General features: G+C 56.9%; 13 protein-coding genes. 7 read left to right on the plus strand and 6 right to left on the minus strand.

Features of this window, described 5'->3' with window-relative positions:
* Positions 1 to 43: 43 nt before the first annotated feature.
* Positions 44 to 1333: a hypothetical protein gene (locus ACSQ3Q_RS24570; protein WP_436137085.1), complete on the minus strand. Its 1290-nt coding sequence runs from the start codon at positions 1331 to 1333 to the stop codon at positions 44 to 46.
* 438 nt (positions 1334 to 1771) lie between these two features.
* Here ACSQ3Q_RS24570 and ACSQ3Q_RS24575 point away from each other — a divergent pair, with 438 nt between their 5' ends.
* Positions 1772 to 2947, plus strand: coding sequence for a CaiB/BaiF CoA transferase family protein (locus tag ACSQ3Q_RS24575; protein ID WP_436137086.1), 1176 nt, complete (start codon positions 1772 to 1774; stop codon positions 2945 to 2947).
* Here ACSQ3Q_RS24575 and ACSQ3Q_RS24580 read toward each other — a convergent pair.
* A complete protein-coding gene (locus ACSQ3Q_RS24580; protein WP_436137087.1) occupies positions 2901 to 3545 on the minus strand; it encodes a hypothetical protein in 645 nt (214 codons plus the stop codon). The genes ACSQ3Q_RS24575 and ACSQ3Q_RS24580 overlap by 47 nt on opposite strands.
* Positions 3546 to 3577: 32 nt before the next feature.
* On the opposite strand from ACSQ3Q_RS24580, the gene ACSQ3Q_RS24585 reads away from it, so the two are divergent.
* The 3 genes from ACSQ3Q_RS24585 to ACSQ3Q_RS24595 all read left to right on the plus strand — a co-directional run bounded on the left by ACSQ3Q_RS24585 (position 3578) and on the right by ACSQ3Q_RS24595 (position 6111).
* Entirely contained in the window at positions 3578 to 4117 is a 540-nt protein-coding gene (locus ACSQ3Q_RS24585) for a YgjV family protein (RefSeq protein WP_436137088.1), read from the plus strand.
* A 195-nt stretch (positions 4118 to 4312) separates the two neighbouring features.
* Complete coding sequence (locus tag ACSQ3Q_RS24590; RefSeq protein WP_436137089.1) at positions 4313 to 5785, plus strand: hypothetical protein; 1473 nt, start codon at positions 4313 to 4315, stop codon at positions 5783 to 5785.
* Positions 5782 to 6111: a hypothetical protein gene (locus ACSQ3Q_RS24595; RefSeq protein WP_436137280.1), complete on the plus strand. Its 330-nt coding sequence runs from the start codon at positions 5782 to 5784 to the stop codon at positions 6109 to 6111. Before ACSQ3Q_RS24590 ends, ACSQ3Q_RS24595 begins: the two co-directional genes overlap by 4 nt.
* 78 nt (positions 6112 to 6189) lie before the next feature.
* Here ACSQ3Q_RS24595 and ACSQ3Q_RS24600 read toward each other — a convergent pair whose 3' ends face one another.
* Genes ACSQ3Q_RS24600 through ACSQ3Q_RS24610 form a run of 3 tightly spaced genes read right to left on the minus strand, consistent with a single transcriptional unit; the run spans position 6190 to position 8955 of the window.
* Positions 6190 to 7704 carry a hypothetical protein gene (locus ACSQ3Q_RS24600; protein ID WP_436137090.1) on the minus strand — a complete coding sequence of 505 codons (1515 nt, stop codon included), beginning with the start codon at positions 7702 to 7704 and terminating at the stop codon, positions 6190 to 6192.
* A 50-nt stretch (positions 7705 to 7754) separates the two neighbouring features.
* Positions 7755 to 8285, minus strand: coding sequence for a DUF6036 family nucleotidyltransferase (locus tag ACSQ3Q_RS24605; protein ID WP_436137091.1), 531 nt, complete (start codon positions 8283 to 8285; stop codon positions 7755 to 7757).
* Positions 8275 to 8955: a helix-turn-helix domain-containing protein gene (locus ACSQ3Q_RS24610; protein WP_436137092.1), complete on the minus strand. Its 681-nt coding sequence runs from the start codon at positions 8953 to 8955 to the stop codon at positions 8275 to 8277. Before ACSQ3Q_RS24610 ends, ACSQ3Q_RS24605 begins: the two co-directional genes overlap by 11 nt.
* A 227-nt stretch (positions 8956 to 9182) precedes the next feature.
* Here ACSQ3Q_RS24610 and ACSQ3Q_RS24615 point away from each other — a divergent pair, with 227 nt between their 5' ends.
* The 3 genes from ACSQ3Q_RS24615 to ACSQ3Q_RS24625 are packed head-to-tail and all read left to right on the plus strand — an operon-like array spanning position 9183 to position 12204.
* Positions 9183 to 9368: a DUF3606 domain-containing protein gene (locus ACSQ3Q_RS24615; RefSeq protein ID WP_436137093.1), complete on the plus strand. Its 186-nt coding sequence runs from the start codon at positions 9183 to 9185 to the stop codon at positions 9366 to 9368.
* 2 nt (positions 9369 to 9370) lie between these two features.
* Positions 9371 to 11308: a DNA ligase D gene (ligD, locus tag ACSQ3Q_RS24620; RefSeq protein ID WP_436137094.1), complete on the plus strand. Its 1938-nt coding sequence runs from the start codon at positions 9371 to 9373 to the stop codon at positions 11306 to 11308.
* Positions 11305 to 12204 carry a DUF72 domain-containing protein gene (locus ACSQ3Q_RS24625; RefSeq protein WP_436137095.1) on the plus strand — a complete coding sequence of 300 codons (900 nt, stop codon included), beginning with the start codon at positions 11305 to 11307 and terminating at the stop codon, positions 12202 to 12204. Before ligD ends, ACSQ3Q_RS24625 begins: the two co-directional genes overlap by 4 nt.
* A gap of 3 nt (positions 12205 to 12207) precedes the next feature.
* Here the strand turns inward: ACSQ3Q_RS24625 and ACSQ3Q_RS24630 are convergent, their stop codons facing one another.
* On the minus strand, positions 12208 to 13122 hold the full coding sequence (locus ACSQ3Q_RS24630) for a hypothetical protein (RefSeq protein ID WP_436137096.1): 915 nt from the start codon (positions 13120 to 13122) through the stop codon (positions 12208 to 12210).
* Positions 13123 to 13155 lie beyond the last annotated feature (33 nt).

The following is a 13155-nucleotide window of genomic DNA, read 5'->3' on the forward strand; positions in this document are numbered from 1 at the left end:
ATCATGGCAAAAAACTATGCAGCGCCACCCCAAGTCGCATTTATTACTTAATTTCCTTATCTATTGCCTTTATGAGCTCTGCCAACATAGGGTTTTGCCCTTCCGGAGAGGCCAGATAGTCAATAGGAATCTTTTGGGAATTTGATAAACGACGCACAAGAACCTCAGTATCACTTGACGTGATGCAGAGATTTTTTGCATGATTGGTTTTGATCTGCATTTCAGCGGGGGAAATTTGACTCATAGAAATGTGGCCCCATTTTGCATTTTGGTTATCGGCAGGTGATTGAAATGGATTTACAAAACCGATTGGAGAGCCTAATGTTGGTATCGAGGCCGTATCAAACGGGTTTGAGAATCCAGGTGTTCCCGTTGTCGACATTGGCGGCGCTGAGCAAAAAGAAGTTCCACTAATGTTCTGAGTGGCCCATACAAGGCATCCCCTCAATCGACTTGCAAGTGTGCGTTGGTCGCTATCAGGAGTTTCGAGATTTGCAGCCAAGCATGAGTCACACATGCCGATTGCGTTCATTCGAACAATAGGCTCAAGGTCTCCCAGGATGTTTGGTTTACCGAGAACACTGGCACACGAATTCTTTCTTGCGGAAGATATTTCAACGGCCCGTTCCGTTCTCAAGGGAACTTGGCAAGAGACTGTATTCGCCAGTCGCACAATAATTGTTTCGCTACCAGTGTTTTGAGGTACCTCACAGTGCATAGACGTGGGTGAGTATATACCTGGAACAACTCCTTTTTCACAGGATAAACCTGCTACACCGCCAACCGAGCTGACTGTATAGTTAGATGGTACCTCTTGCACAGCAGGCGTATAGCGCAGATTGATCACCATATTCCGGCTAGATTGAACGGCATTGCACTGCAGACTTTGAATCGCCGGAGTGCCTATTTTTTCAAGCTCGACCTTTTTTGCGAGGCATTGCTCGTACTGCCCTGCCAGTGTTTTTCCACAATCAGCGCTGAAAACCTCGCTATATGTCTTAACGAAGCTAGAGGATTCCAATTTCTTTATCTCTTCGCGACATATCTCGGTCGAATATTGAGCGGAGTTCCCATAACCAAATCCCACCGGACCAACTTCCGGAATAGGAATACTGAAATTAAAATTTGTCCCACTTGTGCTGCCATATTTCATGCAATTGAATGCCCTACTGTAAGTATTTAGAGCTGATGCATTCACGCTTGTATTTGTCAGTTTACAGCTAGACAGTTGCTCAGCCATACACTGCAGTCCACTTGTTTTTTCTTGGGCCTGAACCTCTCCAATTCGTATTAAAGAAAAAATAGCCACTGCGAAGATAACCAGCTTTCTCATACTTCCCTCTCCTTCTTGAATGGTGAGTGCGCAGTTCTAGGCGGCAGCATTGATTTGCCGAACCGCCTACTCAGCCCTCGCAGCATCTCAGAAATATCAGCTTCGTCAAGCGTAGCCTGTGCAGACACCTTTGCGTGTCGTAAAAATTTTGAGGGCGAGAACTCAGTCACCGACGGGTCGCCCGCAGCATCTCCAAGCGAATAACGGCCTCCACCCTTAAACAGAGGCGTTTTGCGTGCTTTTCGCCCCCCTTTACGCGGGGGCGGCTTCGGATAATCCTAAGCGGCATTGACCTCAGCCTCCGACAGCTGAACGGCTGCGCGTACAGCCCTCCCCTCGGAGATCAGTGCCTAGACCCGCGCACCCGCGCGCCTGCTTTTGGTTCAAGTGGGCATGGGCCGCGACAGCTCCTAAAGTCCAAGCCGAAAGCGAATTCACATGCACCAGCCCCTCCCACTCCAGGGAATCCGAGTTGTCGATCTCAGCCGGATTCTCTCTGGCCCGTACTGCGCGATGCTGCTGGCGGATCTGGGCGCTCAGGTGTTGAAGGTGGAGTCCCCGCAAAGCCCCGACCAGGCGCGCAAGTGGGGCCCTCCTTTTCACCGTGAGCAGGTGGCTCCGCACTTTCTCGCAGCCAATCGAGGCAAACGGCTGATGCATCTGGATTTGCAAGACCCGACGGATCTGGAGCACATCCGTGAGTTGATCGCCAAGGCCGACGTGGTGGTGGAAAACTTCAAAGTGGGATCGCTGAAGAGACTGGGGCTCTGCAAAGATCAGCTCATGCAGGAGCACAAAAAACTCATCTGGTGCTCGATCACCGGCTTTGGGGGCTCTGGCCCATTCGCGCACCGCCCTGGGTACGACGCCATTGCGCAGGCCGCTTCCGGGTGGATGAGCCTGACTGGCAACGCTGATTGCGGTCCGATGAAGGCAGCGCCGCCGATCCTGGACCAGTCCACCGGTCTTTTCGCTGCGCTGGGCATTGTGGCCAAGCTCCACCAGCGCCAGGCCACCGGCCAGGGCGGGCAAGTGGAAGCGAACCTGTTCTCCTCGGGGTTCGCGCTCCTTGGGCCTTTCGCTCAGTCCACATTGCTCACTGGGCGCAGCCCGACGCTTGTCGGGAATGCCAACCCGTTTATCAGCCCGTTCGGCCGTTTCCTTTGCGATCAGGGCACCTACCTGATGCTGACCATCGGGTCCGATCAGCAATTCACGACCCTCTGCAATTTGCTGGGAGTCGGAGAGCACGTTGCTCTCGACTTCGCCGAGCACCACGTGCGCCTAGATCGTGCTGGTGAGCTGAATGCCATCCTCCAGGTGGCGTTCTCACGCCTGGATGCGCAGGAGTGGGAGGCCATTTTGGGATCGCGAGGAATCGCCTGCTCCAGTGTCAATTCCGTCGTCCAGGCGTTGGCTCATCCACAAGTTGAACCACTGGGGCTGGTTCAGAAGGACCATCTGGGCCAGCACCAGATTGCCACCCCAATTTTTCTGAATGGCTCTCCTCTGTGTTCGCACTCGCCGGCACCAATGACGGACGAGGCGATGAGTTCAAAAGACGCTTTTAGTTGGTTTGGTGTTCAACCAGTTGCCAGCGCGGTGCATTTTTAGCCGCCAAGTATTCGTTTATCTTGCACAGAGTGTCGATAAAGTCTTCGCGATATAGCCAATTGAGCATTAGAGAGTCGTCGGCAACCTTTACGGTACTCATCAATGCTGACGGCACTTCTTCAAAGCGGTAACCCAGTTGCTTCATGGCTTCGATATTAGGGGTTCCTTTGGCCTGCGAGGAGCAGAAGAATTCCCAGCCATCCTGCAGTGCCTGTCCAACAAAACAGGCCCGGAGAATGTGATTAATACACATGCCTCGGGCTTTCTCAGCGGTAGCGAGGCGCATAACAGTAGCGCAGGGGAACTGAAGGCTGCGGCCTTCCAGGCTGGCGCCGACCGCTTTCTCCAGCGACTGCCGGTCCTGGGAGACTGCGATGGCCACTGTTCCGAGCAGCGTACCGGGTTGATCATGGGGCTCAGCCACAAGAACGACAGTTCCTTCGGGGTCGGATGCCATTTTCAGGCGGTCGTAGTCTTCAGCCGCGAACCATGTCGCACTTTTGTAAGCGCCAATGCGCAGCAGATCCACTGATTCGATATCTTCGTCTGTGGCAAGACGAATGATCAGTTCTGGATTTAGATTTGCAGGTTGCATCATTTATAATTTTCAGGTATCGGGGAGTGGATTGGATGGAAAAAATAGACTGGTTATTTCTCTCAGCCCATGCGACAGGGATTATCGCATTAGTCCTGAACGTTGCGGGGCTTATCGTCAAAAATGATTCTGCATTACGCAGAAACGCCTTTTGGGCGTCGTTATTTACCATCGCACATAACGCGTCGATTGGTTCTGCAACAGCTACAGCGTTGTGCTCAATAATCTTTCTGCGCAATTACATGGCCATTCGCCCAGATAAGCTGTCGTTGCGGAAAAAGGTGGTTCTGTGCAGCGCATTCATGGGCGCAACGTGGGTTGCGGCTGCGGTGACATGGAGCGGGCCGATTTCGGTAGTCCTTGCCGTGGGCAGCTCGTGTGTCACCTATGCCTTTTTCTTCCTCGCTGGGGTCCGACTCCGGCTGGTGATCGGCATGAACTGCCTGCTCTGGCTCTCCAATGCGATCATTTATGAGTCACCCTGGCAGTTCGCGACCGGGTGTTTGGCTGCTGGTGCTGCATTCGCAGGGGCATGGAGGATTCACAGACATCACGCGCAGACACAGTCGCCCTGAAATGCCGCGAAAAGTGCTTAAACGCAATCCGTGCAGAGGCCTCCTTACCCCGAACTGGTGAACCAATTCAACGGCTTACGTGCTTAAACGCAAACCGTGAGCGCTATGTGGGCTCCGCTGCGGCAGGAAAGCCCCGGCTGGTAGCCCCCTGCTTTCGCCTATCGGAAGCAGCGAAAATAGATCCAGGAGACCCCAATGCCCGCAAAAATCTACGACGCGGAAATGCAGTACCTGCTCATCGAGCAGGCCCGGAATGTGGGGCTCGACCCTAAGAAACGCGTCACGCCGTACGACAGCATTGCCGCCGAGGTTGATCCCGGGCTGACGCCTCTGCTGGTGTATTCCATCGTGGTCCCGGCTTTCCGATGCCAGATCCGCATGCTGGTCGATGCCGCCGCCCCCATCTCTGTGTCGGAATTCCTCAATCAGGCGTGGGGCATCAATCGCATGCTTGGAATGCCCCAACGGCTGGAGATGAAACCCTGGCTACTGGAGTCCGACCGGGGATTCGTCGGATGGGCCCAGGAAATCGACGTGCAGTGTGGTCCCGTGCAGCACACCAAAGCCATCGCCGCCTATTCATCCTCCATCCTGGATGTGGCATTTGCCGCGCTGGACGGACGAGGCCGGGGCGAATCCCTTCCCCAGCCTCTCAGCGATGCCAACGATGCTCTCGCTGCCTTTGACAACCGGGCGATTGAGGTCATGGTGAAAGGGATGCGGCCAGGAATGAAACAGGCCGATCTGAGCATGTTCTCGCACTGGCTCCACCGAGGCCAGGGCTACCTGCATGAGCATCACACCGTAGAAGCTGACTGGGACTCGACTGCCTTGGTTTTGAAGATCAGTCCGCAGAAACAAAGAGCCTTTGCTGAGCCCGTCTGGCTTGACCACGAAGCCCCGGCCCTCGAAGCGATCATCGCAATGTGGCCATCCGGTTCCAAGGTCTTCTGCGAAGAGGTCGGTGTCACACCTGCAGACATGAAGGCATGGCTAGCCCTGGAGGCCCCCATTGGAGAAGAGGAGTACCAGACCCTCGTCGGCATGCTGCCAGTCCGGGATGAAGAGGGTCCGGAGGTGTTTTTCGATGCCGACGGCGGGTGCCTGCTGGTCGCTGGGACCGTAGGTCACGCCACGACCGCCTACAACGCCCTGACAGGCAACGGTGAGGTGGGCTTCTGTTTTGAGGCAGTGAGCCCCACCACGGACTTTCAGGGGTTTCGCGTACTGCTCTTCCTGCCGGAGTCGGGTGACCTCACCATCATGCTGTTCAAGAAGGGCGGTAAAGCTGAGCCTGCTCTCAGCCGGAGCGAGCTGGTCAATTTCCAGGGACCGATAGCCGTACCAGCCGATATGGCCACTGCGCTCGATGTGCTGGTCCGTGACCGAGCCACTGTTGCCGACCCCGGCCACGCGGGTTGCGCCTTCTGGGACGAATTTGACGAGTGGCTCACCACTGTCGAAATGGTGGAAACCGGCGCCGAGGAGGATTGCGAGAGCGCACTTCATGTCGCCTCCGACTTGATCGCCCAACACTGGATGATGACTTCGAACGCGGGGTCGATGATCGAAGCGGCCTTGGCGATGGGACCGCCTAAAGAAGCCATTCAAGAAATCGTTCGCATTGCTTTTGCCGAGGGCTTTCGCTCAGGCACAAAGTGGAGATGACAGTGGCTCACACAACCCAACATTACGACGTCTTCAGGCCGCGCACAGCGCCAGCCAGCATCCTCTACGACGCATTCCAGGCAGAAGCGCTGCACCGCAAAAACCGTGAGCTAGATGAGTGGATCAAGCTGGAGCTGCAGGCGGTTTTCGCAGCTGCTGCCCAGTACGCCCAAGAGCATGGACTGACCGCACCGACGTTTGAAGACGTTGAAGCTGCCGAGCGCATGGCGCGGGGCTCTGCCGATTACGGTTCCAAGTGGGCGATCATGGTTGCGCAGAAGATGAAGGTCTGCCGCGTTGATACGGCTGGACAGCGCACGCCGTGATCCGCCAACAGATCACTGATGAACGTTTTGCGATCAAACTTGATTGCGACAAGCTCATCAATGAGCCAGGCCAGGCTGCTAGACCTCGCCAGCGCTTGGGACCTTAAAGGGAAGTACGTTCTCCGGCAGGATTCGGACCCATTCGTGCTTGAATAGGTCACGGCGGCACGTCCTCTGATAGACCTCGCCGAACTGTTCGTTCGCGAACTCTCGCAACATCCAACCGCGTTGGTCACCCGAGTGCTTTAGGTTGAAGAATGCCTCGATCCCTACCTGGCCAATCGTCGGGCTCACTTCTTCAAACTCAGCGCAGGAAGTGACGGTGTAAGGCATGCTGTCCAGCCAGCTTAGATCAAGATTCGCCTCCTCCATTTTCACCCTCACTCCTTCGGCCAGGAGACCCGCGGCAGGTCCAAATAGGTACCAATCCTCAAGAGTCACAACGAGCGGATAGATAGCTAACCCATTGGGCGCCCAGTGAGTGTGTCCTTCGAGGGCGTCAGCGATGTTTTTGTAGAGCTGGATCACTGCCTTCGCCAGGAATTCGACCTGCTGACCGATGATCAATGGGTCTATGGATGACTTCGCGCCGACAGTCATGCGTTTCGCTTTGCATTCGACGAATAAGCTTCCCGTTTCGTCGGCCAATATCCAGTCCACACCGTCTTTCCTGTCACGCCCCACGTGGTAGACACGCTCCTCGCTGATGGTGAACTTAGGGCTTGAGAATGTTGCCGACAGCACGTCTCCAAAGTAGGCCTGGAATGATGCTCCAAAAGGGTTGTTGAAACCCTCTGCCCGTGCAATGTCGTAGAAGAGGCCTTGGCTGGCGCGCCGGATGACGAAGTGAGGAATTGGACAGTGCATTCGTTCCGGTCTCATCGGGTCCAAACTCACGAGTGGTCGAGCTTCGAGCGGGTTCCACGTGTAAGCCCAAGTTTCGTCGTGCCTAGCGGCAGCAACGATTTGTTCTCTGAGGTCAGCCAGCGGCTGCGATAGCTTTTCAAGAATCGTGTCGCTTCGCTCAAGTTCGATATCGAAGGCGCGGTAATCCTGGCGAATGGACATGGCTGGCTCTTTGTTCAAAAGGCCAGCAGCCGCGAAGCCGACAAAAAACCATTCCCGCGTGCTGACACCCGTCTCGCGCACTACCAACCGCTCAACATCGGGTGCTGAAAACACTTTGAAGTGCCTCATGAGCGAATTGAACAAGCGTTGTCGTTGCCAGGGAAACTGTTGATGCCCTATGGGGTTTAGGCTGTTGAACGAGCTCTCCGGCGTCATGTTCGCGATAGCCATCTCGTTGCCTACCCGGCGCAGCGTGTTGATTGCATTTGCCATGCCATTCCACGGACGCATCCGGAGTTTTCCGTTAGGCGCCGCGTGCAGGACGATTTCACGCGCGAGGATGGAGATTTCCCACTTGAAGACGAGCGACTTCAGACTCCGAAACCCCTCGTCAGTCCATACCGACTCTTTGTTCGTTGGATGGTCCACTGCTTGGAAATACCACCATAAGTCTTCGAGTGAGCCACGCAGGTTGTACTGGCGCAGCAGATTCCGAAGTGGTTTGTACTGAGGGTAGCTATTCAAGGGTCATTCTCTTGATGTTGGTGCTGTCCTGCGCTTCACCGAGGCCTGGCCTAAACCAACTTTGCCCACCGCTTGATCCGCGCGATCAAGCGCTCCAGCTCCTCCGGCTCCAATGGCATACCGGGCGCCAATTCCAGTGCCGCCTCCAGTGAAACATACCCGTTGCGCAAGAGCGCCAAGCAGTAGTCTTGGTCCTTGTCTCTTGCTGCAGCTGCCTTTGACATGAACAAATCGGTGACGTCCAGGCACCAGCCTATTCGGCTATCCGTGTTTCCGTTCTGCACTCTCCACAACCTCGTTTCCCAACCGTCTGGAAGGAAGGCGGTTTCGGGTCCGACCCCTTGGGCGTAGAAACCGTAGGTGTGGTGGAAGTCCGAACCTTCCCCGATGCCACCGTCTATCTTGTCGGCCAGCTCAGGGGCGTACCGGGGATATATGTCCGCCTCAGCCGACATTTTGAATTCCGGCTCCGGGTAAGGAATCTGACCAAGGATGGACTGACTGCCGATGATCACGAATTCATACTCGTTGGTGATCGCCCCACTGGCGCGGATCAGGTGCTCAAGCTCGTCACGGTTCATGAGACGACCTTTCCCCACCTACCACCACCCCCTTCTTGAGGCTGGCTATGTCGCTCAAGATGCTCTCGCGCACTTCTTTGGGCAGCACCGTAGGGAGCGGAGACGCCTGGCGCAACTCTTGCGCATGCCGAGATCGACCCAGCACCTTGCTCCACTGTTTGTCGCCGAGAATCTTCGACCACTCCTCAAAAAGGGCGTGCGATTGCTTATTGCCACCTCTGAGCCAACGAACAATCGTTTCTTTGGCTTCATCGAGGAGTTCTGGGTTCTCGCGAACCAGCTCCACGGCTCGCTCGTGAAGCACCAAGCTTTGTAGATCCTGAGCCTGGTGTCTCCTATTGTCCGTACTGACTGTGATCTGCACCTGGGGGATTGGCTTGAAAGAGCGTGCGGCTGCAGAATCGGCCGGGGCGGCATGAACCATGTCTCCGGCCAGAAAAGCCAGGTCTGCAGCCACTCCAAGCACCCCCATGACGCGCAGGTACGTGCCGATGGACGGGCCCGGATCGCCAGCCTCGACCGCATAGAGCGTCGTTCTGGAAATGCCTGCGCTATTGGCCATCTCGACGGCCGTCATCTTGCGAGCCTTCCTCAACCGACGAAGGCGATCACCCAGCTGAAGCAGCAGCTGTCGATGCAGGACAGGAGAGTCGGCAGGATCAGTTTTCATCTGTTCAGAATACTAGGCGAAACGCCTTGTTTTGTCCAATTTAATGAACAGATGAAAGGCCCCATCCGCGGCCAGAACCGTTTTGCTCGTTGGACCGTTCACTGCAATGGCCACGTCCAAAGAACGAGCCCAATTGCTTTGCCAGCGCCCAGTCCCAATGGAAGTGATCCTACAAACTCATCAATGTGGTTTGTCTAGGATCGAATTTTCATAATGCAGGAGACCTCATGTCCGACAACAAGCAAAGCACGTCTCAAGACCGCAAGCTCATCAGCCTTGAGCAAGAGTACGAGTTGCGCGACTGGACCAAGTCGTTGGGTTGCTCTGAAGATGAGCTGCGAGCTGCAGTGAAGGCCGTGGGCAACTCGGCAGAAGCCGTGCGCCAGCACCTGTCAGGCCAGAAGAGGGGCTAACCATGCCCCGCCGTGCGGACAAAGGGACCCCTGAGGCTCCCCTGAGCCCCCTCCCCTTCGCACTGGCACCCCAGCTTGCGACCCTTGCGGATGGCCTGCCTCCTGACCCTGCAGCCTGGGGCTGGGAGTTGAAGTGGGATGGGTTTAGGCTCCTTGCGCGAATTGAGATCGGCACAGTTCGCCTCTTCACTCGGAACGGTCACGACTGGACCGCCAAGATGCCAGAGCTGGCTGCAGCAATTAGCAAACTGCCCGTCAAGAGCGCCTGGATCGACGGCGAGGTGATCGTCATGGACCACAACGGCGTTCCCGACTTTGGGGCTTTGCAAAACTCGTTCGACAACCGCAGATCCAAGGATCTCTTGTACTTTGCGTTTGACCTTCCCTATTGTGACGGTCGGGATCTGCGCGACCTGACCAATGAGCAGCGGCGCGAGCAATTGGAGGCAATCATCTCTAGCGCTGCTGAGGAACGGGTCCGCTTTAGCGAAGCATTCGAGCATCCCCCGGCACACCTGGTGGCTAGCGCCTGCAAATTGGGCTTTGAAGGCGTGATTGGAAAACGACGCAACGGCCGTTATGTCTCAACCCGCAGCACCGACTGGATCAAGCTCAAGTGCAGCAACAGGCAGGAGTTCGTGATCGGGGGCTTCACTGACCCAAAAGGGTCACGCAACGGCGTCGGCTCACTCATCCTTGGCGTCCACACAGGCAATGCGGGCCTCAAGTACGCCGGCAGCGTGGGCTCGGGCTTCAGTGCCCGTGTCCTCGCGGATCTGTACGACAAGCTGGGCGCCATCCAGACCGCAGACTGCCCCTTCTCCAATCCCAGTGCCATCACCAAGAACGTCCACTGGGTAGAGCCCAAGTTGCTCGCCGAGGTCTCCTTTGCAGAGTGGACCAAGGAAGGGAAGGTTCGGCATGCCGTCTTCCGCGGCGTCCGATCCGACAAGCGGCCAGAGCACATCGTGCGCGAGGTGCCCAAGCGCATGCGAGCTGGGAAGCCCCCGAGCGAAAGCCCCAGCGGGCCCCCCGGCGCCGGCTTGCGGGTGTCCAACCCTGAGCGCGTCATCGACAAGAGCACGGGGATCACCAAAATGGAGCTGGTTCGCTACTACGCGACCGTCGCGCCGCTGATGCTGGAGCACCTAGCTGGACGGCCGGTTTCCCTCGTGCGGGCGCCGGAGGGCGTCGGGGGCGAGATGTTTTTTCAGAAGCACCTGGACAAGGGCTCCATCGCCGGCATCAGTGAAATGCCTCCTTCCCTCAACCCCGGCCATCAGCCCCTGCTGGAGGTGGTGCAGCTGGAGGGGCTCGCAGCCGCTGCCCAGATGAACGCCATCGAGTTCCACACCTGGAACGCGCGCAAGGATCTGATCGGAAAGCCCGACCGGATGACATTCGACCTTGACCCCGGCGAAAACGTGCCTTGGGAGCATATGCAAGAGGGGGCGCGGCTTGTACGAACCATCCTGAGCGAGCTCGATCTGCCCTGCTTCCTCAAGACCAGCGGCGGCAAGGGGCTCCATGTGGTGGTCCCTATCAAGCGGCTGCATGACTGGGACACCGTCAAAGACTTCTCGCGCCACCTGGTGGCGCACCTCGCCCGCACCATCCCCCAGCGGTTCGTCGTCAAGTCGGGGCCTAGCAACCGCGTGGGCAAGATCTTCGTCGACTACCTGCGCAATGGCTTCGGAGCCACCACTGCAAGCGCCTGGACGGCCCGCGCGCGCCCCGGCATGGGTATCTCGGTACCTGTGGGTTGGGATGAGCTTTCGGGGCTCACCAGCGGGGCTCATTGGACCGTGCGTAGCTTCGATCAGAGGCTGCGAGTGGGCAACTCTCGCTGGGAGGGCTACGACAAGGCGGCGACGAGCCTTGCTGGCGCTATGAAAACCATGGGGTTCAAGCCCCCGAGCAAGCGGAGCCCCACGAAGTGAACATCCTCGTTGGTACCGCCTCCTGGACAGACAAGTCGCTCATCGCTTCAGGAAAGTTCTATCCCCCTAAAGCCAAGACGGCCGAGGCCCGCCTTCGGTACTACGCGAGCCTGTTCCCCATGGTGGAGGTGGATTCGTCCTACTACGCCATGCCCAGCGCTTCCACTGCGCAGCTCTGGGCCGAGCGCACTCCGGATGACTTTGTTTTCAACGTGAAGTCCTTCCGGCTCTTCACCGGGCACGCGACAGAGCCCAAGGTGCTGCACACCGACATTCGCAAGGCCCTGCCTGAGCCCCTGGCGTCCAAGAAGAACCTCTACTACAAGGACCTTCCCCTCCCGGTGCTCGATGAACTATGGCGGAGGTTCAAAGAGTGCTTGGAGCCTCTTGCGGCGGCGGGAAAGCTCGGGGCTGTGCATTTTCAGTTCGCCCCATGGGTCATCAACAACAGGGATGGCCATGCCCACGTGCGCGAGTGCGTTGAGCGCATGGGCGACCAGCTGCTCGCGGTCGAGTTTCGCAACAAGACCTGGCTGGACGAGGCGCACCGCGCGGACACGCTGGAGTTCGAACGAGAGCTGGGGGTTGCACACGTCATCGTTGACAGCCCCACGCACACCTACAACAGCGTCGAGCCGGTGTGGGATATCAGCAGTACCCGGCTGGCGTTGCTGCGCTTGCACGGGCGCAATGAGGAGACCTGGAACATCAAGGGTGAAGCGGCCTCGGACAGGTTCAACTACGACTACACCGACGACGAGTTGCGCGAGCTGGTGCCGCAGATCCGGAGCATTGCCGCTCGGGTAGACGCCATGCACATAGTCTTCAATGTGAATAAGGAGGACCAGGGACAGCGGAACGCCCTGACCCTGATGCGCCTTCTGGCTGAGAGTTAGCCCCTAGGCGCCTGCCTTTGACGTTTTCTGGCGGATCTTCATAACTGCCAAAAGGCCAAGCAGACCGACACCGGTTGAGATAGGGATGGTCAGGAAACCAGCGAACAAAATTGCCCAGAAGGTCCTCTCTACACCCATCTCTTTCACGAGGTAATACGACGCAGCGTAGGTGGCCCCAAAAAATAACAGCATGCCAAATTTCATCAGCGCGTCCGCGCTCGTTTGGTCAGCACTTTTCTCTGAGGTCGAAGCGGGCGAGGATGCGGGGGCATGCTTGCTCTGCTCGCCCGCCAAAAACAATTTTTCGTCTGCGCTCAGCTTCCCAACTTTCAAGGTTCGGGATGCGACGGTATGAATGAAGTCAGAAGCACCTGGGACCTCGGGGTCGAGAGATAGCGCGAGCTTGCAAAGTTGAACGGCCTCAACGCACCGAGTTGCGTGCTCATACGGGGTATCCGGCACAGCGATGAACTCCATCGTGTGCTTCAAAGACGTTTGGTAGTAGGCGTTTGCAATAGCTACCGCTCCCACAGCGCAATCCATGCTTGCGACTTTCTTCATCGCATCGTTTTCAGCAAGCCTGACTGCTGTCCGGTAGCACTCCATCGTCTCGGGAATACGCGAGTGGGCCAGGGTTGAGAGGTATCCAGCACTGGTCCCTTTACCTACCCAAGCCAAAACATTCTTGCTGTCGATCTCAAGGACACTGGTGAAGTACCCAAACGCCTCTTGATGGTTTCCAGCGGTCGCTGCAGCGTTGGCAAGCTCGATTAAGTGTGCAGACCTGTTGGCGTCAGATTTCTCCACCTCGCGAACGAAAACGTCAGTACCGCAGTATTCGCATTGGGCGGACACTTGCCCGGAAGGCACCTGCAGTTTCCCTGAACACTGTGGACAAATCGCTGGAATGAACTGCATGCCTGGTGCCTGTTACTTGTTGTGACAGTCGAT

The sequence above is a fragment of the Acidovorax sp. LjRoot129 genome (assembly GCF_964253765.1).
Classification (GTDB): Bacteria; Pseudomonadota; Gammaproteobacteria; order Burkholderiales; family Burkholderiaceae_C; genus Acidovorax.

What these genes read in the sequence shown, in the direction of transcription:
- ACSQ3Q_RS24610 (WP_436137092.1), bottom strand. Translation starts at nt 8,955, where the DNA reads ATGAAAACTGATCCTGCCGACTCTCCTGTCCTGCATCGACAGCTGCTG.
- ACSQ3Q_RS24570 (WP_436137085.1), bottom strand. Translation starts at nt 1,333, where the DNA reads ATGAGAAAGCTGGTTATCTTCGCAGTGGCTATTTTTTCTTTAATACGA.
- ACSQ3Q_RS24585 (WP_436137088.1), top strand. Translation starts at nt 3,578, where the DNA reads ATGGAAAAAATAGACTGGTTATTTCTCTCAGCCCATGCGACAGGGATT.
- ACSQ3Q_RS24575 (WP_436137086.1), top strand. Translation starts at nt 1,772, where the DNA reads ATGCACCAGCCCCTCCCACTCCAGGGAATCCGAGTTGTCGATCTCAGC.
- ACSQ3Q_RS24615 (WP_436137093.1), top strand. Translation starts at nt 9,183, where the DNA reads ATGTCCGACAACAAGCAAAGCACGTCTCAAGACCGCAAGCTCATCAGC.
- ACSQ3Q_RS24595 (WP_436137280.1), top strand. Translation starts at nt 5,782, where the DNA reads ATGACAGTGGCTCACACAACCCAACATTACGACGTCTTCAGGCCGCGC.
- ACSQ3Q_RS24590 (WP_436137089.1), top strand. Translation starts at nt 4,313, where the DNA reads ATGCCCGCAAAAATCTACGACGCGGAAATGCAGTACCTGCTCATCGAG.
- ACSQ3Q_RS24580 (WP_436137087.1), bottom strand. Translation starts at nt 3,545, where the DNA reads ATGATGCAACCTGCAAATCTAAATCCAGAACTGATCATTCGTCTTGCC.
- ACSQ3Q_RS24605 (WP_436137091.1), bottom strand. Translation starts at nt 8,285, where the DNA reads ATGAACCGTGACGAGCTTGAGCACCTGATCCGCGCCAGTGGGGCGATC.
- ACSQ3Q_RS24630 (WP_436137096.1), bottom strand. Translation starts at nt 13,122, where the DNA reads ATGCAGTTCATTCCAGCGATTTGTCCACAGTGTTCAGGGAAACTGCAG.
- ligD (WP_436137094.1), top strand. Translation starts at nt 9,371, where the DNA reads ATGCCCCGCCGTGCGGACAAAGGGACCCCTGAGGCTCCCCTGAGCCCC.